Source organism: Azonexus sp. IMCC34839, assembly GCF_047047955.1.
Lineage (GTDB): Bacteria > Pseudomonadota > Gammaproteobacteria > Burkholderiales > Rhodocyclaceae > Azonexus.
Window position 1 is genome coordinate 2,865,432 of the sequence record NZ_CP150631.1, and the last position, 22,016, is coordinate 2,887,447.

Sequence of the window (22,016 nt, forward strand, 5' to 3'; positions counted from 1 at the left end):
GTTGGTCGGAACAAGCGGAGGAGGATGTCATGCCCGAGTTGCCCGAGGTCGAGGTTTGTCGTCGCGGGATCGCGCCAGAGCTGGAAGGAGAGCCGATTCTTGGCGTGGTCATCCGTGCGCCACGCCTGCGCCACGATATCCCGCCCGAGTTGAGTCGCTTGCTGCCCGGTTGCCGCATTGTGGGGGTGCGCCGGCGGGGCAAATACCTGCTGATCGACTGTGTGGGGAAGGGCATTCAAGGGAGTGTGCTGTTGCATCTGGGCATGTCGGGCAACCTGCGTTTCGTGCCGCCGGACATGCCGCCCGGCAAGCATGATCATTTCGATATCGTCCTGGCGAAACAGATACTCCGCTTTGCCGATCCGCGTCGTTTTGGTCTGGTGCTGTGGCAGGACGGTCCACCAGAGCAGGTGGAGGCGCATCCATTGTTGGCCGTACTTGGCGTCGAGCCGCTGAATGATGTGTTTACAGCCGACTGGTTGCACCGGAACCTCGCCAAGCGCAGCGGCCCGATCAAGCCGGTATTGATGGACGGCCACATGGTGGTCGGGATTGGCAATATCTATGCCTCGGAAAGTCTGTTTCGCGCCGCTATCTCGCCGCTGCGGGCGGCCAACAGGATCAGTGAGAAGCGTATCGAGTTGTTGGTGCCAGCCATCCGCCAGACCTTGTCGGATGCCATCGCAGCCGGCGGCAGCAGTATCCGCGACTATGTACATAGCGACGGTGGCGCGGGCTGTTTCCAGATACAGGCTGGGGTGTACGACCGGGCCGGGAAAGCGTGCCTGCGTTGCGGCGGCGTCGTCCGGCAGATACGCCAGGCCGGGCGCAGCACCTATTACTGTCCAGGGTGTCAGCATTGAGCTTGGCGCTCAAGGGCGACGGTGGGTAATTTCCGACACCGCACGTCGTCCGGCTTATGCCTGTGGGAAGAAGGCTGACGGGGCTGGCAGGAACTATGCTAAATTGAAACAGTTTTGCAGCCGGAGAGTAATTTCATGTCGCTCGCCACACAATTCGCCGCCTACACAATGTGGCGCTCGCGCTTGTCAGCTTATATCGGAGAATTCCAGAGCTGGCTGAGCCATAACGAATTGTCCGACGCCCAGACCGATTTGCGCCTGACCCAGTTGCTCGAGCGTTTGCGCGAGGACCGTCTGAATGTTGCGTTCGTTGCCGAGTTCTCGCGCGGCAAGTCGGAACTGATCAACGCCATCTTCTTTGCCGATTACGGCAACCGGATGCTGCCCTCGTCGGCCGGCCGGACCACGATGTGCCCGACCGAGTTGCTGTTCGATGCCACCAAGGAGCCGCGCATCGAGCTGTTGCCGATCCAGACGCGGACGGCGAATTCGAGCGTGACCGAATACAAGCGTTTCCCCGAGGAGTGGACGGTCGTGCCGCTCGACGTGGAAACGCCCGAGTCGATGCAGGATGCGCTGCGCCACGTCAGCGAAACCCTGCGTGTGACACCGGAGGAAGCGGCCAAGCTGGGCTTCGGTGCCGACCAGGAAGGTGGCGATCTCTTTGCGGCCGGCGACGATGGTCTGGTCGAGATTCCCCGTTGGCGTCATGCGGTGATCAATTTCCCGCACCCCTTGCTCAAGCAGGGCTTGGTCATCCTCGATACGCCGGGCCTCAACGCCATCGGTACCGAGCCGGAATTGACCCTGTCGCTGTTGCCGAATGCACATGCCGTACTGTTCATCCTGTCGGTAGATACCGGTGTTACCCAATCCGATCTGAGCATCTGGAAGGATCATATCTGCGCCGGAGCCACGGCCAAGCGTGGCCGTCTGGTCGTTCTGAACAAGATCGACGGACAGTGGGACGAACTGAAGTCGGCCGAGGAAATCGATGCTGAAATCCAGAAGCAGGTCGATGCCAGCGCCCGTATTCTCGATTTGCCGGCCAGCCAGGTCTTCCCGGTGTCAGCCCAGAAGGGGTTGGTCGCCAAGATCAACGGCGACAATGCCTTGCTCGAACGCAGCCGCCTGCCCTTGCTCGAAGCTGCCTTGTCGCACGAACTCATTCCAGCCAAGCAGGATATCGTGCGCGATAGCACAGAGAGCGAATTCGGCGACGTCAATCGCACCGTACGTGGCTTGCTCGAATCCCGCCTGCTTGGTCTGCGCGAACAGCTGACCGAACTGACCGAGCTGCGCGGCAAGAATCGCGGTGTCGTCGAGTACATGATGGGCAAGGTGCGCGCCGAGAAGGATGAGTTCGAAGCCGGCCTGCAACGCTACTATGCGGTGCGCAGCGTTTTCTCGACGCTGACCAACAACCTGTTCGGCCACCTCGGTCTCGACATGCTGCGCCAACTGACGCACGAGACGCGCGAGGTCATGTTGGAAGCGGCTTTCTCGAAGACCCTGTCGGATTCGATGGGGGGCTTCTTTGCCAAGGCACGCGATGCGCTGACTCGTTCCAATAGCGAGATCAACGAAATCCTGGCCATGATGGAGGCGGTGTACAAAAAGTTCTCCATCGAGCACGGCCTCAAGCTGCCGCCGCCGACGCCCTTCTCGCTGCTGCGTTACGAAAAGGAACTGGACCGTCTGCAGGCCTGGTGCGACAGCCACCTGAATACGACGGTCAACCTGCTCACCCACGACAAGAAGAACATCACGCAGAAGTTCTTCGAGGAAGTGGCGGCTCAGGTCCGCCGTGCCTTCGAGCACGCCAACCGCGATGCCGAAACCTGGCTGCGTGCCATCATGGCGCCGATGGAAACCCAGGTGCGCGAACACCAGATCCAGTTGAAACGCCGCCTGGAGAGCATCAAGCGCATCCACCAGGCAACCGATACGCTGGAAGACCGCATCGCCGAGCTGGAGGCGGTCGAGAAGAGCCTGTTGCAGCAGATTCAGGGGTTGGAGCAGATCACGAGTTCGGTGCGCGAACTCCTGTTGCCGATTGAGGTACAGCAACTGCAGGCGGCCTGACGACTGCTGCGGAGGACACTGCGGTGGACAATAAAAAACCCGCGAAAATCGCGGGTTTTTTATTGGGGGCTAGGCAGCTCAGGCGCGCTTGTTGCCGGTCAGCTTTTCGTACTTGGCCCACAGTTGGTCTTCGTTCTCGGCGTGGCTCGGGTCCTTGGGGATGCAATCCACCGGGCAGACCTGAACGCACTGCGGCTCATCATAGTGACCGACGCATTCCGTGCACTTGTTCGGGTCGATCTGATAGATCTCTTCGCCCTGGGAAATGGCCTCGTTCGGGCACTCCGGCTCGCACACATCGCAATTGATGCACTCGTCGGTAATCATCAAAGACATAGCTGTTCCTCTCTCGGTTAAGCAGTGGTTTTCGCCCGCAGGCGCTTTTCGACACAAGGTTGTACAAACTTGCTGACATCGCCGCCCAGGCGCGCAATTTCACGCACCATGGTGGCGGAGATGAACATGTATTGTTCGCCCGGAGTCAGAAACACAGTTTCGACCTCCGGATAGACGCTCCGGTTCATACCGGCCATCTGGAATTCGTATTCGAAGTCGGAAACGGCACGCAGGCCGCGCACGACGACCTTGGCACCCTGCTCATGCACGAAGTCCATCAGCAGGGTATTGAAGCCGACGATTTCGACGTTTTTCAGGTCGCCCAGGATTTCGCGGGCCATGTCCACACGATCGCTCAACGGGAAACGCGGCTGTTTCGACGGGCTTTCGGCAATGGCCAGGATCAGCTTGTCGAACAGGCTGGCGGCGCGACGCACCAAGTCTTCGTGGCCCCGTGTGATGGGGTCGAAGGTGCCCGGGTAGATCGCTACGCGATGATTGAGTTTGTTCAAGCTTGCCGCCGCAACAAGTGAAAGTGCACTTCCCCCGCCTTGCCCTGGCGCTCCGTGCGCCAATCGCCAAGCGATCCGATTTCGTGTTCTGCCTCGACGTAGATCGCCGCATCTTCGTTCAGGACGCCGGGAAGGAGTGGCTCCAGGCGGGCAATCCAGCCTTTTTTGTAGGGTGGATCGAGGAAGATCAGGTCGAATTTGGCCTTGGTCGAGGCCAAATATTGTAACGCATCCCCGCGAATGATCTCCACAGCCGGCGGCTTATGGAGCAATTCGTGGTTTTCATGCAACGCGGCCAGCACGCGCGGTGATTTTTCCAGCATGACCACCCGTTGCGCGCCGCGCGAGGCCGCTTCGAAGCCGAGAGCGCCGCTGCCGGCAAAGAGATCCAGGCAGTGCCAACCGTCGAGTTCCTGGCCAAGCCAGTTGAACAGCGTCTCGCGTACGCGGTCCGGCGTCGGACGCAGGCCCTCGCTATCGGGAAAGCGCAGGACGCGGCGGCGGAATTCGCCGCCGACGATGCGGACCGAGTTCAATCCGCCGCCACCGTCACGGTAACCAGCTGGTCGAGGCGAACATGGCGGGCGAAGGCACGCTTGATGTCTTCGGCCGTCACCGCCTGCACCTTGGCCTGATACTGGTCGAGGTAATCGAGCGGCAAGCCGTAGAAGCCGATCACCGCGGCGTTATCGAGCAGCTTCTTGTTGCTGTCCAGGCGCAGCGGGAAGCTGCCGACCAGATTGGCCTTGGCGGCGGCCAGCTCTTCCGCCGTCGGGCCGTTCTTGACGAAGTCTTCGAGGATGCTGCGCGCCACCTTGATCGCATCCTGCGCCTGCGAGCGCTTGGTCTGCAGCCCGATCTGGAAGGGGCCGGATTGCTTGAGCGGGGCGAAGTAGCTGTAGACGCTGTAGGCATAGCCGCGCTTGTCGCGGATTTCCTTCATTAGGCGCGAGACGAAGCCGCCACCGCCCAGTGTGTAGTTGCCGACGAGCAGCGGGAAGAAATCCGGATTACCGCGCTCGATGGCCGGCAAGCCGAGATAGACGTGGGCCTGGCTGGCCGGGTGAGCAACCTTGGTCAGGCCCGCCTTGGGCGGGGTCGGGGGCGCCGGTAGCGCGGCTTTTTCACCCTTGGGCAGGCCGGCGGCGATGGTTTCGGCGATCTGCTCCGCCTCGGCGCGCGACAGGTCGCCGACCAGCGTGATGCTGGCATTGGCTGCCGTGTAGTAACGGGTGTGGAAAGCGGCGAGGTCGTCGCGGCCGATGGCCGTCACGCTTTCCGGCGTGGCCTGCTTGCCATAGGGATGATTCGGGTACATGGCCGCCCAGAAGGCCTTGCCGGCGATGCTGTCGGGCCGGGTCATGGCTTCCTTGAGGCCGGCGATGGTGCGTGCCTTTTCGCGTTCGAAGACGGCGGCATCGAAGCGCGGTTGCTGCACGACGCTGGTCAGGATGGCCAGCGCCGGATCGCGCTTGTCCTTGGCGGACAGGGTGCGCAGGCTGACACTGGCGCGGTCGGTGTCGGCGCCGCCACCAAGCGAGGCGCCGATGTCGGCCAACTGTTCGGCGATGGCGGTTTCATCGAGCTTGCCGGCGCCGTTGTCGAGGGTGGCGCGGGTCAGCGCGGCGACGCCGGACTTGGTGGCCGGATCGAACATCGAGCCGGCAGCGAAATCGATCTGAACGTCGAGGATGGGCAGCACCCGGCTTTCGACGAAATAGACGCGGGCACCCGAGGGCGAAACCCAGTGTTCGATCTTGGCCGCGGCGAAGGCGGTTTGCGCCAACAAAAGGGCGACTACTGCGGTGCACAGTCGTTTCATGGCAATTTTCATCAGTGACGGGTGGCGACGGCGGGACGGCGGGCTTTGCCATCCAGCGGCTGCGGATCGAGCACGCCGATGGTCAGGGTGTCGTCGGTGAAGTATTTGCGGGCAGCAGCCTGAACCTCGGCGGCCGTGACCTGTTGCAGTTTCTCCAGCATGCGGTTGAGGCCGCGATAGGGCAGGTTGGCCGATTCGATCTGGCCGATTTCCATGGCCTGGCCGAACATCGAGTCGAGCTTGTACACCTCGGCCGCCAGCAGTTGCGCCTTGGCGCGCTTCAGCTCGGTGTCGCTGATACCGTCCTTCTGCACGTGGGCGATTTCGGCGCGGATGGCAGCTTCGAGGTCGGCAATCGTCTTGCCTTCGGCCGGCGTGCCACTGACGTAGAGCATGCCGGGGCCGCGGGCGGTGCCGTCGTAGCCGATATCGACCGACAGCGCGACCTTGTCTTCGCGCACCAGCTTCTTGTTGAAGCGGGCGGCGTCGTGGCCATCAAGCACGGCGGCCAGCATTTCGAGGGCGTAGGGTTCGCTGTCCTTCTCGATGTCGCGCAGTACCGGCGCCTTGTAGGCCATGATCAGGCTGGGCAACTCAGCCGGCGCCTTGACGGTGACGCGGCGCGTACCTTCCTGCTTCGGCTCGACCTGCGGCTTGCGCACCGGCAGGGCGCGGCCTTCGAGCGGGCCGTAGTATTTCTCGGCCAGGGCGAAGATTTCCTTGTGCTCGACGTCGCCGGTGATCACCACGTAGGCGTTGTTCGGTACGTACCACTGGTCGTACCAGGCCTTGGCGTCGGCGGCGGTCATCGTCTCCAGATCGTTCATCCAGCCGATGATCGGGCGGCGATACGGGTGCGCCTGGTAGGCAACGGCGTTCATCTGCTCGAACAGTTTGGCCTGTGGATTGTCATCGGTGCGCATGCGGCGCTCTTCCATGACGACCTTGATCTCCTGCTCGAATTCCTTGGCGTCCACGTTGAGGTGGCGCATGCGGTCGGCTTCGAGCTGCATCATCTCTTCCAGCTTTTCCTTCGGCACCTGCTGGAAATAAGCCGTGTAGTCGCGGCTGGTGAAGGCATTGTCGCGCCCGCCGGCAGCGGCGACGCGCTTGTTGAATTCGCCGGGGCCGACGCTGGGCGTGCCCTTGAACATCATGTGTTCGAGCACGTGGGCGACGCCGGACGCACCATCGACCTCATCGGTGCTGCCGATGCGGTACCAGACCATCTGCACGGCGGTCGGTGCCCGGTGGTCTTCCTTGACGATGATGCGCAGGCCGTTCTTCAACGTGGTTTCGTAGGGATTGGCCAAAGCTGCGGTGCACAGCCAGGGGGCCAGCAAAAAGGGGATCAGGCGTTGCATTCTCATGGGATAGCGGGTCTTTCTGCTAAAATCCGGGGCAGTTTTGCATCGATTCGGGCGGCATCTTAACCGGCTTGCCGCCTCCCTGTCAGCCGGCTTAAGACCACAAATTTCCATGTTCAGTTTCCTGAAAAAATCCACGCCCGAGCCGCAAGCCGCGGCGCCGGCCGAAAGCGCGGCGGCTCCCTCCTGGCGCGAGCGCCTGTTTAAGGGCCTGGCCAAGACGCGTGCCCAGTGGGGCGGTAAGCTCAAATCCATCTTTTCGCGCGGCAAGGTCGACGACGAACTGCTCGAAGAACTCGAAACCCTGCTGCTGACTTCGGATGTTGGCATCGAGGCGACCACGCACCTGCTCGACGAATTGAAGAAGGCGGCCAAGCGCGACAAGCTGGAAACGCCGGAAGCCATCCAGAAAGCGCTGGCCGATGCCCTACTCGAAACCCTGCAGCCGCTCGAACAGCCGCTTGACTACACGACGCACAACCCTTTCGTGATCATGATTGCGGGCGTGAACGGCGCCGGCAAGACGACCTCCATCGGCAAGCTGGCCAAGTATTTCCAGAATCAGGGCAAGAGCGTGCTGCTGGCTGCCGGCGACACCTTCCGCGCCGCGGCCCGCGAGCAGTTGCAGACCTGGGGCGAGCGCAACAACGTGACCGTCATCGCCCAGGAGTCGGGCGATCCGGCCGCCGTGATCTACGACGCCATCGCCGCCGCCAAGGCGCGCGGCATCGACATCGTGCTGGCCGACACGGCCGGTCGCCTGCCGACCCAGTTGCACCTGATGGAAGAAATTGCCAAGGTCCGCCGCGTCATCCAGAAGATCGATCCGACCGGCCCGCATGAGACCCTGCTCGTGCTCGATGCCAATATCGGGCAGAACGCGTTGATGCAGGTAAAGGCCTTCGACAAGGCGATCAACGTCACCGGCCTGGTCGTTACCAAGCTCGACGGCACGGCCAAAGGCGGCGTCGTTGCTGCCATCGCTCGCCAGTGTCCGAAGCCGATCCGTTTCATCGGCGTCGGCGAGCAGATCGACGACCTGCGTCCCTTCTCCGCCAAAGACTTCGTCGACGCCCTGTTCGAATAAGCCCCATGATCGTCGCCAGCAACCTGACCAAGCGCTACCCCGGCGGCTACGAGGCGCTGCGCGACGTCAGCTTCGATATCTCGCAGGGGCAGATGGTGCTGATCACCGGGCATTCCGGCGCCGGCAAGACCACGCTGGTCAAACTGATCGCCACCATCGAGCGGCCGACTTCGGGCAGCCTGGTGGTCAACGGTCAGAACCTCGCTGCCCTGCGCCGCAATGCGCTGCCTTACGTGCGCCGCCATTTCGGCCTGGTGTTCCAGGACCAGAAACTGCTATTCGACCGCAGCGCCCTCGATAACGTGCTGTTGCCGCTGCAGATTGCCGGCCTGCCGCATCGCGAGGCCGTGCGGCGCGGCCAGGCGGCGCTCGACAAGGTCGGCCTGCTGGCCCGCGAAAAGGCCAACCCGATCGCGCTCTCCGGCGGCGAGCAGCAGCGTCTGGCCATCGCCCGCGCCGTGGTCAATCGCCCGACCGTGCTGCTGGCCGACGAGCCGACGGGCAACCTCGATGCCGCTTCGGCGACCGAGATTCTCGAAATCTTCGCCGACTTCCATCGGGTCGGCGTGACCATCGTGGTCGCCACGCACGACCAGACCTGGATCGAGCGTTACCACCCGAACGTGCTGCGCCTGGATCACGGGAGAGTGGTATGAACGCCTGGCTTTCCCAACACCGCGCTGCATTGGCCATGGCCTTCCGCCGCCTGTGGGCGACACCGTTCAACACGCTGCTTTCCTTGCTCGCCATCGGCATTGCCCTGACTCTGCCCGGTTTCGGCTACGTCGTGCTCGACAACCTGCGCGATCTCGGCCGTAACGCCTCGGGCGTGCAGCAGATCAGCGTCTTCATGACCGTCGAGGCGACGCGCAAGGATGTCGGCGAGATCGAAACACGTCTGCGCCAGTTCGCCAACGGCAAGTGGCGTTTTGTCGCCAAGGAAGAGGCGCTGAAGCGTATGCAGGCGAGCGAGGGCATGGCCGAAATCGTTGCCAGCCTGCCGCGCAATCCGCTGCCCGATGCCTTCATCGTCGAACCGACCAACACCGAGCCGGAAGCGCTGGAAGTGTTGCGCAAGGAGTTGTCCGGCTGGCCGAAGGTGGCACATGTGCAGCTCGACTCGGCCTGGGTCAAGCGCTTCGACGCCTTCCTCAAGCTGGGCAAACTGGCATTGACCATGCTGGCCGGGCTGTTCGCCGCCGGCCTGATCGCAGTCACCTTCAACACCATCCGCCTGCAGGTCATGGCGCAGGCCGCCGAGATCGAGGTGGCGCGCATGATCGGCGCGACCGATACGTTCATCCGCCGCCCCTTTCAGTATTTTGGCGCCCTGCAGGGCTTGTTTGGCGGCTTGTTCGCCGGCGCCCTGGTGCTCGGCGGCTTGCGCCTGCTGGCCGGGCCGGTTGCCGAACTGGCCGCCCTTTATGGCGGCAGCTATGGACTGAAGCCGCCGGGGGCGTTCGAAGTCGGCGCCTTGGCTGCCGTCGGTGCGCTGCTCGGCTGGGTCGGCGCCCAGCTGTCGGTCAGCCTCTCCCTGCGCAAGTTTGACTAGCCGGCGAAGCTTCCTGCAAATCCTCGGCGCAGCTGCCCTGAGCGGTTGTGCGCCGGCCGGCAAGCCGGCCTTGCCGTCGGGCGAATTGCTCGGCCCTTCCTTCACTCTCGGGCACCGCCTGCGCGACGGCGTTTTCACCGAACCGAGCGAAACACGGCGCACGGGCGTCATCATCGTCGGCGGCGGTATTTCCGGGTTGTCGGCGGCGTGGCGCCTGGCCAAGGCCGGTATCGACGATTTCCTGGTGCTGGAGATGGAAGGCGAGGCGGGCGGCAATTCGCGCGCCGGGCAGAGTGCCGTCGCGGCTTATCCCTGGGGAGCGCATTACCTGCCCTTGCCGACGCGGGAGTCGGTCTGGGTGCGTGAGTTGCTGGCCGAGACCGGCGTGTTGCAGGGCGATCCGGCAGCGCACAGGCCGACCTACGACGAGCGTTACCTGTGCGCCACGCCACAGGAGCGGGTGTTCCGCCACGGTCTTTGGGAGGAGGGGCTGCTGCCGCACCGCGGCCTGGATGCCGAAGAGCGGGCGCAGCAGAAGCAATTTCAGGAGCGGGTGGAGCTCTTGAAACGTGAAGTCGGGCGCGATGGCCGCCGGGTCTTCGCGTTGCCCATGGCCTTGTCCAGTCGGGATGTCGAGTGGCGGGCTCTGGACCGGATTTCCTTCGCGCAGTGGCTGAACGACAACGGCTTTACTGCGCCCAGCCTGCACTGGTTGGCCAACTACGCCTGTCGTGACGATTACGGGACTTCGCATGCGCAAACCTCGGCCTGGGCCGGGTTGCATTACTTCGCCTGCCGCAACGGCGAGGCGGCCAATGCGGCGAGCGATGCGGTACTGACGGCGCCGGAGGGCAATGCCTGGCTAGCCAGAGCCCTGGCACAAAAAGCGGGCGACCGTGTGGTGACCGATGCTTTCGTGACCCGTCTGAGTGTCGAAGGGGGTACTGCTGCGGTGCACGTGGCATTTGGGGCAAAAACCGTTCGTCTCGAAGCCCGCCAGATCATCTGGGCGGCGCCGGCTTTCGTGCTGCCGCGCGTCTGGCCGGAGATGCCTAAGGCGCTGAGGGAGGCGGTGCAGGCCGGCGATTACGCGCCCTGGCTGACGGCCAACCTGCATCTGTCCGCTTTTCCGCAGGAAAGACATGGCGCGCCACCCAGTTGGGACAACGTGCTCTACGACAGCAAGGGGCTCGGTTATATCAGTGCCACGCACCAGTTGTTGCGGCGGCATGTCGAGGGCACGGTGTTGACGTATTACCGGGCGCTCGACGACGTCGCGCCGGCCGAGGGGCGTCGGCTGCTGCTGGAGACACCACAGCATGCCTGGGCCGAGGCGATCCTGTCGGAGCTGGAGATCGTGCATCCGGATATCCGCCGGCTATGCACGCGCCTCGATGTCTGGCGTAATGGCCACGCCATGCGGCGGCCGACGGTGGGCAGCCTGTTCGGCAGTGCGCGCGAGCGGCTGGCCGATTTCAGTCATGCACGCCTGCAATTGGCCCACGCCGACCTATCCGGTTTTTCCTTGTTCGAGGAAGCGCAGTATCGCGGCGTCGTGGCGGCTGAGCGGGTCTTGGCCTTACTTGGCAAGAAGGCGTAACAGAGCCATCTTCAGGTCGTCCGGATCGACCGGTTTGGCGATGAAGTCGTTCATGCCGGCCGCCAGGCAACGGGCGCGATCTTCGGCGAAGGCATTGGCGGTCATAGCGACGATAGGCGTGGCGGCATAGCGCGGATCGGCCCGCATGCGCCGGGTGGCTTCGAGGCCATCCATTTCCGGCATCTGCATGTCCATCAGCACCAGGTCGTAAGGATGCCGCTCGATCATCTCCAGCGCTTCGATACCGTTCTCGGCGCAATCGGCCGTGACGCCAAAATCGGCGAGCAGTTCGCGGGTGATTTCACTATTGATCGGTTCGTCCTCGACAATCAGGACGTGGTGACCGGACAAGGCCTGCTGGATACTGTTGGCCGGCAGGCCGACCAGACTGTTACGCAAGGCTTCGTGCGCCGTATCGCCATAGCGCAACGGCAAGGTGAACCAGAAGCGGCTGCCTTCGCCCAGGCAGCTCTGGACGCCGACCGAGCCGCCCATCAGTTCGACCAGGCGGCGCGTGATGGCGAGGCCGAGTCCGGTGCCGCCGAAGCGCCGGGTCGTCGAGTTGTCGGCCTGCTCGAACAGGCCGAACAGCTTGTCGAGTGCGCGGTCGGGAATGCCGATGCCGGTGTCTTCGACCTCGAAGCGCAGGCGCAAACCCTCGGGCTCGGCCGCCAGGCTGCGCACCCGAAGGGTAATGCTGCCCCGCTCAGTGAATTTGATCGCGTTGCCGGCATAGTTGATCAGGCACTGGGTGATCCGCATCGGGTCGCCGACCAGCGGTACGTCGATCGGATCGGCCTCGATGCGCAGTTCGAGGCCTTTGTCCCGAGCCTTTTCACCCAGCACGACGGTGACACGATCGAGCAGTTCGTCGACCTTGACCGGTGCCTCGTCAAGGACCAGCTTTCCGGCTTCGATTTTGGAAATGTCGAGCACGTCATTGATGACGCTGAGCAGGTGTTGTGTCGCGTGGTCGATCTTGTCGAGGCGTTCGAGCTGTTCGGCTGTCGGTTTGTCGCGGCGTAGCAGGTGCACCATGCCGAGCACGGCGTTCATCGGCGTGCGGATCTCATGGCTCATGTTGGCCAGGAAGGCGCTCTTCGCCTGGTTGGCGGCTTCGGCGGCCAGGCGTGCCTGTTCGAGCTGATTGGTGCGTAGGCGGACCTGCTCTTCCAGATGCTCGCGGTGTCCGGCCAATTCCTCGGCGATGCGTCGGTTTTCGCTGATGTCGGAAAAGGCGATCACCGTGCCGGCCAGGGTTCCGTCACGCCAATACGGCGAAACCGTCAGGCGCACCGGGAAGCCTTCCCCATTCTTGCGCCAGAACCATTCTTCAAGCCGCCGCGTCAAACCATCGCGGGCGGTCTTGCGAATTGGGCAGTCGTCGGCCGGGTAGGGGCTGCCGTCCGGTTTGCGGTCATGGAAGAGGAAATGCTCATCCTGGCCCAGCACTTCGTCTTCCGAGAATCCCAGCATGGCCAACGCGGATGGGTTGATGAAGGTGCACACGCCTTCGCTGTCCGTCCCATAGACGCCTTCGCCCAGCGCCTGCAGGATCAGGTGCTGGTAGGCTCGGCTGGCATTCAGGGCCTGTTCGGCCTTGACCAGATCGGTCAGGTCGATATCCAGGCAGAACATCATCGGGCCATGGTCGCTCGTTTCGATCACCGTGTGACTGGAGTAGACGTCGACGACGCTGCCATCCTTGCGCTTCAAGGGCAGGCGTCCGGCAGGGACGCCGCAACGGTTGTCGAACATCCAGGCGACCGCCCGTTTGACGTCGTCGAGCATCTCGGGCGGGATGATCAGGTCGTAGAGCGAGGCACCGATCGCTTCGCTGGCGCTATAGCCATAGATGCGGGCCGAAGCGCTGTTCCAGTAGCGCACTGTGCCATCCGCACTGTATCCCTGGATGGCCAGGGCATCGACATTTTCGAAAATGGCCCGGAAGCGGGCTTCGGCGGCGGACAACTGCTGCATAGCCCGGTCGTTGCGGATGCGTTCCTCGTCCAGGCGACGGTTGGTTGTGAGCAAGGCGCCGGTGAATACGCTCAAGGCAGTCAAGCCCAAGAGCAGCAGAACGACGGCGGCAGTCGAGTAGCGCTCCCAGATATCGCGGGCGGTGACTTCACGGGCTCGGTCGAAGGGCGGCAGGTGCAGTTCGCGCATCAGCTCGTCCACCGGGCGGTAGTCGCCGGGGATGTTGAAGCCGTGAACTTTCGATGCTTTGAGGACAGGGCTGCCATGCGGGATGGCGAGTATGGCCGAGGCGACGCGGCGCGACAGGGCCGGATCGGCCCAGGGCATGGCCGACAGCGGCCATTCCGGATAGAGGGGGGTGGAGGTTTGCAATGGAAAGCCAGCGATCGTCTGCGCATTGAGCACGCGCAGGCGCGAGGCTTCCAGCTTGCCTTCGCGTTGCATCGCCTCGAGGATGCCGCTACGGACGAAGGCAGCATCGGCCTGGCGGTTGAGCACCGCATATATTGCCTTGTCCTGGGGTTGCCCGGTTTCGATCAGGCGGGCATCGGCCGGCAGGTGGATGCCGCGTTTTTTCAACTCGTAAGCCTGCATCTGGTAGCTGCCGAGGGAGCTGGTCGAACTGCTGGCAATGCGTTTGCCGCGCAGGTCGTCGAGGGTGCTCAGGTCGTGGCGATCATTCAGTACGGCAATGACCCCGCCGAAGGTGGCGAGCGGTTGGTCGCCGTCGAGCTCGACCAGGGTGGCGAGCGGCGAGTACAGGCCTTCGCGGTAGGTGAGCTGGATGTAATGGGCCGGTTGGGTGAGAACGATGTCGACTTGCTTGTTGCGGACCGCTTCGTCCAGCTCTGGGTAGGTCAGGGCTTGCAGTTCGAAGCGTCGCCCCAGCTTGGCGGCGTTCAGGTAGTCGACCAGCGGCTGCCAGCGGACCAGGGTTTCCGGCTTGGGGCGGAAGGCGAGCACGCCGAACCGGACCGCCTTGCTATCATCGCTCGGGGATGGCGTAGCCGCCAGCACGACCTGCGCCCAGATCAGCCAGCAGGCGACGAGGCATTGCAGCGCACGGACGTAGGCATTCCTGGAGAGGGCGGCCACGATGATCCCTGAGTCGGAAAGGGGCTATTAGTTTTGCCATATTAGCAATCCCCTAACGCGATGCACAGCAAATTTTTGATGCTGTTCGGATTTGTCTGATTTTCCGTACAGCTGTCGCTTGAAATGGCCTAGCCGCGATAACGCAAATAGGCCTGGCGAGCGGCCAACCAGGCACTTTCGTCGGCGCTGGCCAGTTGGTCCAAGTCGGCGGGTGTGGCGCTGGCGTTATCGACCCATTCGCGCAACAGCGGCGAGCCGTTGATCAGGTCGATGGCCAAGCGGTCGAATTCGTATTCGTAACCGAAGTCGCGCCACAGCGGGTAATCGGGATAAAGCCGGCGGATCGCCTTGAAGGCCAGCGCCTGGATGCGCCAGGGCTGGAAGGCGGCATGGTCGTAGTAGGGGCCTTCGCAGTGGATCTGCACGCCGTGGTTGAGCTTGCCGGAATGCTTGTGGAAGGTCGGCTCGAACCAGATTTCGCGCAGTTTGCCGCCCTTGAGCCAGTGCGGGGCGAGCGCCTGCATGTCAGCGATGATCGCCTTGGCGTCGATGTCCGGCGCGCCGAAAATTTCCAGCGGACGCGTCGTGCCCCGTCCTTCGGAGAGCGTCGTGCCTTCGAGCATGACGGTGCCGGCGTAGGCGCGGGCCATCCACAGGTTGGGGGCGTTCGGGCTGGGGTTGATCCAGGTTCGCTCACCGAGCGGCCAGCCGTGGCCGGGGGCGGCGTCGGGCTGCCAGCCTTGCATTTCGATGACGTGGTAGTCCACGTCGAGCTGCAATTGATCGATGAACCACTGACCGAGTTCGCCCATGGTCAGGCCGTGGCGCATCGGCATCGGGCCGGCACCGACGAAACTTTCCCAGCCTTCGCGCAGGGTCAGGCCTTCAACCGGCCGGCCGGCGGGGTTGGGGCGGTCGAGCACCCAGACCGACTTGCCGTGCTTTGCCGCAGCTTCGAGTACGTAGCGCAGCGTGGTGATGAAGGTGTAGATGCGGCAGCCGAGGTCCTGCAGGTCGACGAGCAGCACATCGAATGTGTCCATCATCGCGTCGGTAGGCCGGCGCACTTCGCCATACAGGCTGAAGATGGGAATGCCGTGCTGCGGATCGACGAAATCGGGCGACTCGACCATGTTGTCCTGCTTGTCGCCCTTGATGCCGTGCTGCGGGCCAAAGGCGGCGGAGAGCTTGAGGTCCGGGCAGGCGGCCAGCGCGTCGAGGCTGTGCGTCAGGTCGGCGGTGACCGAAGCCGGGTGGGCGAGCAGGGCGAGGCGGCGGCCGGCCAGCGGGCGGCGCAGTTCGGAGTCGGCGAGCAGGCGGTCGATGCCGAATTGAATGGTCTGGGTCATGGCGTGTCGGGAGGGATGCGCAGCGTGAAACTCTGCGCCAGATGGAAGTCGGGTTGTTCGCCGGCGTGGCTCAGCGCCCAGTAGCTCTTGTCGCCGTCGGCGGTTTCGATGACGGCGGTCAGGCTGACCGCGAGTTCGCCGGCGGGCAGCAAGGCGGCGGGCAGACGGGCGAGCAGCGTGAAGCCGTCGGGGGTAGGGGCGAAGTCGATGATCGGCGCGGCCGCTGGCGCAAAGGCCATGTCGCGCTGGCGATAGCGCTCGAAGCGATAGGCCGCCCATTGCCCGGAGGGCGACAGGTTGAATTCGAGGTAGTCATCGGCGCCGGGAAGGGCGATGAAAGCCTCGCAGCAGGTCGTCTGCCACAGGTTGTCGGCCGGGCCGGCGGGTTGGGCGGGTGGAATGCGTAGCATGTCGCGCGGGGCGACGACGTGGTAGCGCAGCATGATGTCGCCCGCATTGTCGCGGCAGGCCTCGGCGCTGACCTCCAGCGCATGGGCGCAAGGGCGGGCCGGGTGGCAAACGAGCGGCAGGGGCAGGCGGTCGGGCACGATGAAATTGTCGTTGAATCTCGGGTAGCGCGTACTTTACCTGCTTGTCGCCGCGACTGCTGCGGTGCACCGGCCAAAAAGGGCAAAAACCGAATCCGGCGACGGCGCAGACCCTTGGTGAGGGGCGGCTTTTGGAGTAATTTACCGGCTTCGCGGGCACCGCCCCGAAGGGAGAGAGAACAGAAATGACACCGCTACGCATCAACCTCGAACAAGAAGAAATCCCCACCCACTGGTACAACGTCGTTGCCGACATGACCAACCCGCCGGCCCCACCGCTCGGGCCGGACGGCAATCCGGTACCGCCGGAGGCGATGGGCGCGATTTTCCCCGGACCGATCCTGGAGCAGGAAATGTCGGCCGAGCGCTGGATTCCGATTCCGGAAGAAGTGCGCCAGATCTACGCCCAGTGGCGTCCCGCCCCGCTTTGTCGCGCGCTACGCCTGGAGCAGGCCCTCGGCACGCCGGCCAAGATTTTCTTCAAATATGAAGGCGTCTCGCCCGCCGGTTCGCACAAGCCGAACTCCGCCGTGCCGCAGGCCTATTACAACAAGCTGGCCGGCACCAAGAAGCTGACGACCGAAACCGGCGCAGGTCAGTGGGGTTCGTCGATTTCCTACGCCGGCCAGATGTTCGGCCTGCCGGTCCGTGTCTACATGGTCAAGGTCAGTTATGAGCAGAAGCCATTCCGACGCTCGATGATGCAGACCTGGGGCGCCGAAGTCTTTGCCAGCCCGACCAACCTGACCAACGCCGGCCGCGCCGCGCTAGCCGCCGATCCGAACTGCGAAGGCTCGCTCGGCCTCGCTATCTCGGAAGCTGTCGAGGAAGCCGCAGCCGATCCGAATACCTGCTACACCCTCGGCTCCGTGCTCAACCACGTGCTGCTGCACCAGACCGTGATCGGCCTCGAAGCCAAGAAGCAGTTCGACAAGATCGGCCTCTATCCGGACGTGATCTTCGGGCCCTGCGGTGGCGGTTCCAGCTTCGGCGGCATCGCCTTCCCCTTCCTGGCCGACAAGGCGGCCGGCGACAAGCGCGCGGCCAACCTGCGCTGCGTCGCCGTCGAGCCGACTTCGTGCCCGACGCTGACCAAGGGCGCCTATACCTACGATTACGGTGATGCCTCCGGCTACACGCCGATCATGAAGATGTACACGCTCGGCCACGATTTCATGCCGCCGGGTATTCACGCCGGCGGCCTGCGCTACCACGGCGATTCGCCGCTGGTCTCGCAGCTCTTCCACGAGAAGCTGCTGGAAGCGGTGGCCGTGCCGCAGGTGGCGACTTTCGAAGCCGGCGTGCAGTTCGCCCGCGCCGAAGGCATCATCCCGGCCCCGGAATCCTGTCACGCTATCCGCGCCGCCATCGACGAGGCGCTGCGTTGCAAGGCGACCGGCGAAGCCAAGACCATCCTGTTCTGCCTGACTGGCCACGGTCACTTCGACATGGCGTCCTACGACAAGTATTTCTCCGGCAAGCTGGAAGATTACGAGTACCCGTCGGAGGCCATCGCCGAGTCGCTGAAGCATCTGCCGAAGGTGGGCTGATCCGGTGAAAGCGCTGATCTTCCTCCTCGTCGTCGCCAATCTGCTTTTCTACGCCTTCAGCCAGGGCTATTTCGGCCATGCCGACAATCCCGATGCCGGGCGCGTCGAGCAGCAAGTGAAGCCGGACAGCATCCGCATCGTCGCCCGTGGCGAACCGGCGGCGGGGGCGGCCAAGGAAAGCGAAACGGCGGCTTCGGTTCCAGCTGCGCCTGCCGGTGAGGCAGTGCCAACGCCCGAGATCGCGCCGAAGCCGGAGGCAAAGAACGATGCCAAGCCGGAGACGAAGGAGGTGCCTCCCAAGGAGGTGAAGGAGGGCAAGGAAGAAGCGGCGGCAAGTCTCTGTCTGGCCTGGGAACACCTCAGTGTCGCCGAGGCCGACCGTCTGACGGCCGTGTTCGGCGAGCGCTTCGCCAAGCTCAAACTCAGCCGCAAGGCGGTTGATGCCGAAGTGAGCGGTTGGTGGGTCTATATCCCGCCTTTGGCCGGTAAGTCCGAGGCTGACAAAAAGGCCAGCGAGTTGCGCAATCTGGGCGTGACGGATTACTTCACTGTTCAGGACGGGCCGAATCGTTTTGCCATTTCGCTGGGTGTGTTCTCCAGCGAAAAAGGGGCTCAGGAGCGTCTGGCCGAACTCAAGGGCAAGGGTGTACGTTCGGCAAAGCTGACGCCGCGTCCAGGCAAGGATGGCTCGATCACGCTGGAGGCGCGTGGCAGTGCCGTGCGCCAGACGGTCGTTACGGCGGCAAGCGGTGCCTTGCCCAAGGCGACGGCGGCCGATTGCCAGTGAGTGCGTTCGTCGTCGGGCTGACTGGGGGGATCGGCAGCGGCAAGTCCACCGTGGCCGATTTGTTCGTCGCCGAAGGTGCCGGCCTGGTCGATACCGATGCCATCGCCCACGAGTTGACCGGGCCGGGTGGGACGGCCATGGCGGCGATAAGAGAAGCTTTCGGGAGCGAGGTCGTGACTCAGGACGGGGCGCTCGAGCGCGCCGCCATGCGTCGCCTCGTGTTCGCACAACCTGAAGCGAAGAAGCGCTTGGAGGGGATTTTGCATCCGCTGATCCGCCAACTGGCGACTCAGCGTTGCCGGGAAAGCGCTGCCCCCTACGTGATCCTGGCCGTTCCCCTGCTGGCCGAAACCGGCGCTTATCGTGATTTCTACGACCGCGTGGCCGTGGTCGATTGTCCGGAGGCATTGCAGATCGAACGGGTGATGGCACGCAGCGGATTGAGTGAACAAGAGGTTCAGGCCATCATGGCCAGTCAGGCCAGTCGGGTGCAGCGCCTGGCGCTGGCAGACGATGTCATCGTCAATTCGGCGGGGCTGGGCGAACTTTTGGCGCAGATCAAGGCGCTGAATGTGAAATATATGCAACTTTCGGCCGAAAAAGTTAAAGCCGCCTGTTGAGATTTACTTGCAAATGGCTCAGAATTAAAGAAATTTTCGCTACTCTGGGCGCGGTCGAGTGATCACTTACGAATATCCTTTTAACGAGCGGATACGCACATTGCTGCGGCTCGAGGATCTGTTCGAGAAAACGGCTTATTTTGCCCAGCTCGATGGCGCGCTTGAACACCACACCGCCTTGCTGGCCTTGTTCGAGATTCTTGAGGTGGCCAGTCGCGCCGATCTCAAGATGGACCTGATCCAGGAACTCGAGCGCCAACGCCAGACCCTGCTCGCTTTCCGCAACAACCCGGAAATTTCCGAAGAGGCACTGTCCGGTGCACTTTACGAAATCGAACAGTCCTCGGCCGCTCTGCTCGCCATGCATGGCAAGATTGGTCAGTACCTGCGCGATAACGACTGGCTGATGAGCATCAAGAGCCGGGCGGCGATTCCCGGCGGTGTTTGCGAATTCGATCTGCCGTCCTACCACTGGTGGTTGCATCGTTCCACAGAGACGCGGCGTCAGGTTTTGTCCGAGTGGACGGCGCCGATGCTGCCGCTGATCGACGCTGCTGCCATCGTGCTACGCCTGCTGCGTTCCAGCGGTCGGCCGAAGGCGCATACCGCGGTCAATGGTCAGTTCCAGCTCAACCTGAGCGGCAGTTCCGCCCAGATGGTGCGCGTGACAGTCGATACCGAAGAGCAGGCCATCCCGGAAGTCAGCGCCAACAAGTATTTCCTGAATATCCGCTTCACCAAGCCACCGGCCGGCGAAATCAAGGCCCGTGGTTGTGAGCGCGATGTCGATTTCGAACTGACCTTCTGTAATCTGTAATGGCCACCGTACGCAAGGTCCGCTGCCCGCAGTGCGGTGGAGAATCCCTCTGGTCGCCGGAAAATTCCTGGCGCCCCTTCTGCTCCGAACGTTGTAAACAGATCGACCTCGGTTGCTGGGCCAACGATAGCTATCGCATCGCCGGCCAGGTCAGCGACGACGAGGCCGGCGCACCCGGCCTCGACTTCCCCGATACTCCCAAGGGCTAAGGTTTTACCAGCCGCGCATCAGGGCGATGCCGTGCGCGCCTTGCTGTTGCGCTTCGCCCAGCATGTCCGGGCGCATGCCGCCGAGCGCGAACACCGGCAGGGTGTTGCCGGCGGTCAGCCGGGCAAACTCCGCCCAGCCGAGGCCGGGGTTGTCCGGGTGCGTTGGCGTTGCCAGCACGGGGCCAAGCAGGGCGTAATCCAGGCCGAGTTCGCCGGCGTGGGCGATTTCCTCCGTGCTGTGGCAGGAGGCGCCGACCCAGGCGAAGTCCGGGCGCTCTTTGCAGGTGCTCAGCGTAGTTGCCGATAGATGCAGGCCGGCAGCGCCGATGCGTTGGGCCAATTCGGCATCGTCATTGACCACGACGAGGGCGTCGTGACTGCGCGCCAGTTGCATCACGGCTTCGGCGAACCACAGACGATGGGCCGGGCTCAGTGTCTTGTCGCGTAACTGGATCAGGCGCAGTCCGGCGTGCAGGGCTTCTTCCAGACGTTCGAGCTGGCGTTCGACACCCTCCTGTTCGGCATTGGTGATGGCCATCTGCGTCGGCAGCGCCAGTGCCTTCAGGATGGGATCGTTGGCCGGCAGGATGGGGGCGACATCGGCGGTTTTTCCGGTTTTTAGCCAGTGCACCGCAGCATGCTCGAGCGGCGCAGTGATCCCGATCTCGCCGGTCCATGCCGTGACGCGCCAGAAGTTCAAACGCACGGTCGCGTGCGGGTAGGTGAATTGGCGGGTCAGCCATGGCGAGCAGGCGGTAACGGTGATGCCCAACTCTTCTTGCAACTCGCGGATCAGCGCGTCACGCACGCTTTCGCCAGGCTCGACCTTGCCGCCAGGGAATTCCCAATAGCCGGCGTAGACCTTGCCTTCCGGGCGCTGGGCGAGCAGGAATTCGCTGCTGTCGGCTCGCAGCATGACAGCAGCGGCCACTTCGACAATCTTGCTCATTGCTTCTTTTTCGCCTTGACGTGACGGCCGGCGAAATCGCGGGCGAACTGCCAGGCAACCCGGCCAGAGCGTGAGCCGCGGCTGAGAGCCCAGTTCAGCGCCTCGCGTTCGCAGGCTTCGATCTTGTCGGCGGCGACGCCGAGTTCGGCCAGCCAGTAGCGGGTGATGGCCAGGTAGTCGTCCTGGCTGAACGGGTAGAAGGAAATCCACAGGCCGAAACGTTCCGACAGCGAAATCTTCTCCTCCGTCGCTTCGCCGGGGTGGATTTCATCGTCCACGCGGTGCGTCTCCAGATTCTCCGAGAAATACTCGGGCATCAGGTGGCGTCGGTTGGAGGTGGCGTAGATCAGCACGTTGTCCGGCGGGGCAGCGACCGAACCGTCAAGCACGGACTTGAGCGCTTTATAAGCCGTCTCACCGGCTTCGAAAGAGAGGTCGTCGCAGAAGATGATGAAGCGCTCCGGGCGGCCTTCAAGCAAATCGACAATGTCGGCCAGGTCGGTAAGGTCGTCCTTGTCCACTTCGATCAGGCGCAGGCCCTTGACGGAGTATTCGTTGAGCACCGCCTTGACCAGCGAAGACTTTCCCGAGCCGCGCGCGCCGGTCAGCAGCACGTTGTTGGCGCCCTTGCCGGCGACGAACTGGCGCGTATTGGCGACGATGCGTTCCTTCTGGTCGTCGATGTTGGTCAGGTCGGACAGGCGGATGGGGTGCGGATGGCGTACCGCCTGCAGCCAGCCACGCCCGTCGCGCTTCCGCCAGCGGAATGCAACGGCGGATTCCCAGGCGGGAGCGAGCGGTGGCGTCGGCAGGATGGCTTCGAGGCGGCCGAGCACGGTTTCGGCACGGGCGAGCAGACGCTCCAGTTGGGTGGGTTCGAGCATGGCG

At 63.4% G+C, this 22,016-nt stretch carries 21 protein-coding genes; 11 read left to right on the forward strand and 10 right to left on the reverse strand.

The window, feature by feature from the left end; all coding sequences use genetic code 11:
- The first annotated feature begins 29 nt into the window (after positions 1-29).
- Both mutM and WIF35_RS13950 read left to right on the forward strand, forming a co-directional pair.
- On the forward strand, positions 30-863 hold the full coding sequence (gene mutM / locus WIF35_RS13945; RefSeq protein WP_412478823.1) for a bifunctional DNA-formamidopyrimidine glycosylase/DNA-(apurinic or apyrimidinic site) lyase: 834 nt from the start codon (positions 30-32) through the stop codon (positions 861-863).
- 135 nt (positions 864-998) lie between these two features.
- Positions 999-2,948, forward strand: a complete 1,950-nt coding sequence (locus WIF35_RS13950) for a dynamin family protein (RefSeq protein ID WP_412478824.1) — start codon at positions 999-1,001, stop codon at positions 2,946-2,948.
- A 78-nt stretch (positions 2,949-3,026) separates the two neighbouring features.
- Here WIF35_RS13950 and WIF35_RS13955 read toward each other — a convergent pair whose 3' ends face one another.
- From WIF35_RS13955 to WIF35_RS13975, 5 genes are read right to left on the reverse strand one after another with little or no spacing between them, the layout of a single operon-like run.
- Entirely contained in the window at positions 3,027-3,284 is a 258-nt protein-coding gene (locus tag WIF35_RS13955) for a YfhL family 4Fe-4S dicluster ferredoxin (protein WP_412478825.1), read from the reverse strand.
- A 17-nt stretch (positions 3,285-3,301) separates the two neighbouring features.
- Positions 3,302-3,796, reverse strand: coding sequence for a pantetheine-phosphate adenylyltransferase (coaD, locus tag WIF35_RS13960; RefSeq protein WP_412478826.1), 495 nt, complete (start codon positions 3,794-3,796; stop codon positions 3,302-3,304).
- Positions 3,793-4,332: a 16S rRNA (guanine(966)-N(2))-methyltransferase RsmD gene (gene rsmD, locus WIF35_RS13965; protein WP_412478827.1), complete on the reverse strand. Its 540-nt coding sequence runs from the start codon at positions 4,330-4,332 to the stop codon at positions 3,793-3,795. Before rsmD ends, coaD begins: the two co-directional genes overlap by 4 nt.
- Positions 4,329-5,618 (reverse strand): M16 family metallopeptidase, encoded by a 1,290-nt coding sequence (locus WIF35_RS13970; protein WP_412478828.1) that lies wholly within the window; start codon positions 5,616-5,618, stop codon positions 4,329-4,331. The genes rsmD and WIF35_RS13970 overlap by 4 nt, the downstream gene beginning before the upstream one ends.
- Positions 5,619-5,629: 11 nt before the next feature.
- A complete protein-coding gene (locus WIF35_RS13975; protein ID WP_412478829.1) occupies positions 5,630-6,988 on the reverse strand; it encodes a M16 family metallopeptidase in 1,359 nt (452 codons plus the stop codon).
- Between the two features lie 109 nt (positions 6,989-7,097).
- Here WIF35_RS13975 and ftsY point away from each other — a divergent pair, with 109 nt between their 5' ends.
- From ftsY to WIF35_RS13995, 4 genes are read left to right on the forward strand one after another with little or no spacing between them, the layout of a single operon-like run.
- A complete protein-coding gene (ftsY, locus tag WIF35_RS13980; protein ID WP_412478830.1) occupies positions 7,098-8,072 on the forward strand; it encodes a signal recognition particle-docking protein FtsY in 975 nt (324 codons plus the stop codon).
- A 5-nt stretch (positions 8,073-8,077) separates the two neighbouring features.
- A complete protein-coding gene (locus tag WIF35_RS13985) occupies positions 8,078-8,728 on the forward strand; it encodes a cell division ATP-binding protein FtsE (protein ID WP_412478831.1) in 651 nt (216 codons plus the stop codon).
- A complete protein-coding gene (ftsX, locus tag WIF35_RS13990) occupies positions 8,725-9,624 on the forward strand; it encodes a permease-like cell division protein FtsX (RefSeq protein ID WP_412478832.1) in 900 nt (299 codons plus the stop codon). The genes WIF35_RS13985 and ftsX overlap by 4 nt, the downstream gene beginning before the upstream one ends.
- Positions 9,617-11,224 (forward strand): FAD-dependent oxidoreductase, encoded by a 1,608-nt coding sequence (locus tag WIF35_RS13995; protein WP_412478833.1) that lies wholly within the window; start codon positions 9,617-9,619, stop codon positions 11,222-11,224. Before ftsX ends, WIF35_RS13995 begins: the two co-directional genes overlap by 8 nt.
- Here the strand turns inward: WIF35_RS13995 and WIF35_RS14000 are convergent.
- The 3 genes from WIF35_RS14000 to WIF35_RS14010 all read right to left on the reverse strand — a co-directional run bounded on the left by WIF35_RS14000 (position 11,204) and on the right by WIF35_RS14010 (position 16,196).
- Complete coding sequence (locus WIF35_RS14000) at positions 11,204-14,299, reverse strand: PhnD/SsuA/transferrin family substrate-binding protein (RefSeq protein WP_412478834.1); 3,096 nt, start codon at positions 14,297-14,299, stop codon at positions 11,204-11,206. The two genes, WIF35_RS13995 and WIF35_RS14000, sit on opposite strands and share 21 nt — an antisense overlap.
- Positions 14,300-14,427: 128 nt before the next feature.
- The gene (locus tag WIF35_RS14005; RefSeq protein ID WP_412478835.1) at positions 14,428-15,648 is read right to left on the reverse strand and encodes an exo-beta-N-acetylmuramidase NamZ domain-containing protein; all 1,221 of its coding nucleotides are present in this window, start codon (positions 15,646-15,648) and stop codon (positions 14,428-14,430) included.
- The gene (locus tag WIF35_RS14010) at positions 15,645-16,196 is read right to left on the reverse strand and encodes a DOMON-like domain-containing protein (RefSeq protein WP_412478836.1); all 552 of its coding nucleotides are present in this window, start codon (positions 16,194-16,196) and stop codon (positions 15,645-15,647) included. The genes WIF35_RS14005 and WIF35_RS14010 overlap by 4 nt, the downstream gene beginning before the upstream one ends.
- Positions 16,197-16,381: 185 nt before the next feature.
- On the opposite strand from WIF35_RS14010, the gene WIF35_RS14015 reads away from it, so the two are divergent.
- From WIF35_RS14015 to WIF35_RS14035, 5 genes are read left to right on the forward strand one after another with little or no spacing between them, the layout of a single operon-like run.
- Positions 16,382-17,746 carry a TrpB-like pyridoxal phosphate-dependent enzyme gene (locus WIF35_RS14015; RefSeq protein WP_412478837.1) on the forward strand — a complete coding sequence of 455 codons (1,365 nt, stop codon included), beginning with the start codon at positions 16,382-16,384 and terminating at the stop codon, positions 17,744-17,746.
- Positions 17,747-17,750: 4 nt separating this feature from the next.
- A complete protein-coding gene (locus WIF35_RS14020; protein ID WP_412478838.1) occupies positions 17,751-18,533 on the forward strand; it encodes an SPOR domain-containing protein in 783 nt (260 codons plus the stop codon).
- Entirely contained in the window at positions 18,530-19,153 is a 624-nt protein-coding gene (coaE, locus tag WIF35_RS14025; protein WP_412478839.1) for a dephospho-CoA kinase, read from the forward strand. The genes WIF35_RS14020 and coaE overlap by 4 nt, the downstream gene beginning before the upstream one ends.
- Positions 19,154-19,211: 58 nt before the next feature.
- On the forward strand, positions 19,212-19,970 hold the full coding sequence (zapD, locus tag WIF35_RS14030) for a cell division protein ZapD (protein ID WP_412478840.1): 759 nt from the start codon (positions 19,212-19,214) through the stop codon (positions 19,968-19,970).
- Positions 19,970-20,179 carry a DNA gyrase inhibitor YacG gene (locus WIF35_RS14035; RefSeq protein WP_412478841.1) on the forward strand — a complete coding sequence of 70 codons (210 nt, stop codon included), beginning with the start codon at positions 19,970-19,972 and terminating at the stop codon, positions 20,177-20,179. Before zapD ends, WIF35_RS14035 begins: the two co-directional genes overlap by 1 nt.
- A gap of 4 nt (positions 20,180-20,183) precedes the next feature.
- On the opposite strand, the gene WIF35_RS14040 is transcribed toward WIF35_RS14035, so the two are convergent.
- Both WIF35_RS14040 and WIF35_RS14045 read right to left on the reverse strand, forming a co-directional pair.
- Positions 20,184-21,128: a Nudix family hydrolase gene (locus WIF35_RS14040; protein ID WP_412478842.1), complete on the reverse strand. Its 945-nt coding sequence runs from the start codon at positions 21,126-21,128 to the stop codon at positions 20,184-20,186.
- Entirely contained in the window at positions 21,125-22,012 is an 888-nt protein-coding gene (locus WIF35_RS14045; protein ID WP_412478843.1) for an ATP-binding protein, read from the reverse strand. The genes WIF35_RS14040 and WIF35_RS14045 overlap by 4 nt, the downstream gene beginning before the upstream one ends.
- Between the last annotated feature and the right edge of the window lie 4 nt (positions 22,013-22,016).

Coding starts and splice junctions, on each gene's coding strand:
- WIF35_RS13950 (WP_412478824.1), top strand. CDS start 999: ATGTCGCTCGCCACACAATTCGCCGCCTACACAATGTGGCGCTCGCGC.
- WIF35_RS13975 (WP_412478829.1), bottom strand. CDS start 6,988: ATGAGAATGCAACGCCTGATCCCCTTTTTGCTGGCCCCCTGGCTGTGC.
- ftsX (WP_412478832.1), top strand. CDS start 8,725: ATGAACGCCTGGCTTTCCCAACACCGCGCTGCATTGGCCATGGCCTTC.
- WIF35_RS13985 (WP_412478831.1), top strand. CDS start 8,078: ATGATCGTCGCCAGCAACCTGACCAAGCGCTACCCCGGCGGCTACGAG.
- WIF35_RS13970 (WP_412478828.1), bottom strand. CDS start 5,618: ATGAAACGACTGTGCACCGCAGTAGTCGCCCTTTTGTTGGCGCAAACC.
- WIF35_RS14045 (WP_412478843.1), bottom strand. CDS start 22,012: ATGCTCGAACCCACCCAACTGGAGCGTCTGCTCGCCCGTGCCGAAACC.
- WIF35_RS13955 (WP_412478825.1), bottom strand. CDS start 3,284: ATGTCTTTGATGATTACCGACGAGTGCATCAATTGCGATGTGTGCGAG.
- WIF35_RS14035 (WP_412478841.1), top strand. CDS start 19,970: ATGGCCACCGTACGCAAGGTCCGCTGCCCGCAGTGCGGTGGAGAATCC.
- WIF35_RS14005 (WP_412478835.1), bottom strand. CDS start 15,648: ATGACCCAGACCATTCAATTCGGCATCGACCGCCTGCTCGCCGACTCC.
- WIF35_RS14015 (WP_412478837.1), top strand. CDS start 16,382: ATGACACCGCTACGCATCAACCTCGAACAAGAAGAAATCCCCACCCAC.
- ftsY (WP_412478830.1), top strand. CDS start 7,098: ATGTTCAGTTTCCTGAAAAAATCCACGCCCGAGCCGCAAGCCGCGGCG.
- WIF35_RS14040 (WP_412478842.1), bottom strand. CDS start 21,128: ATGAGCAAGATTGTCGAAGTGGCCGCTGCTGTCATGCTGCGAGCCGAC.
- mutM (WP_412478823.1), top strand. CDS start 30: ATGCCCGAGTTGCCCGAGGTCGAGGTTTGTCGTCGCGGGATCGCGCCA.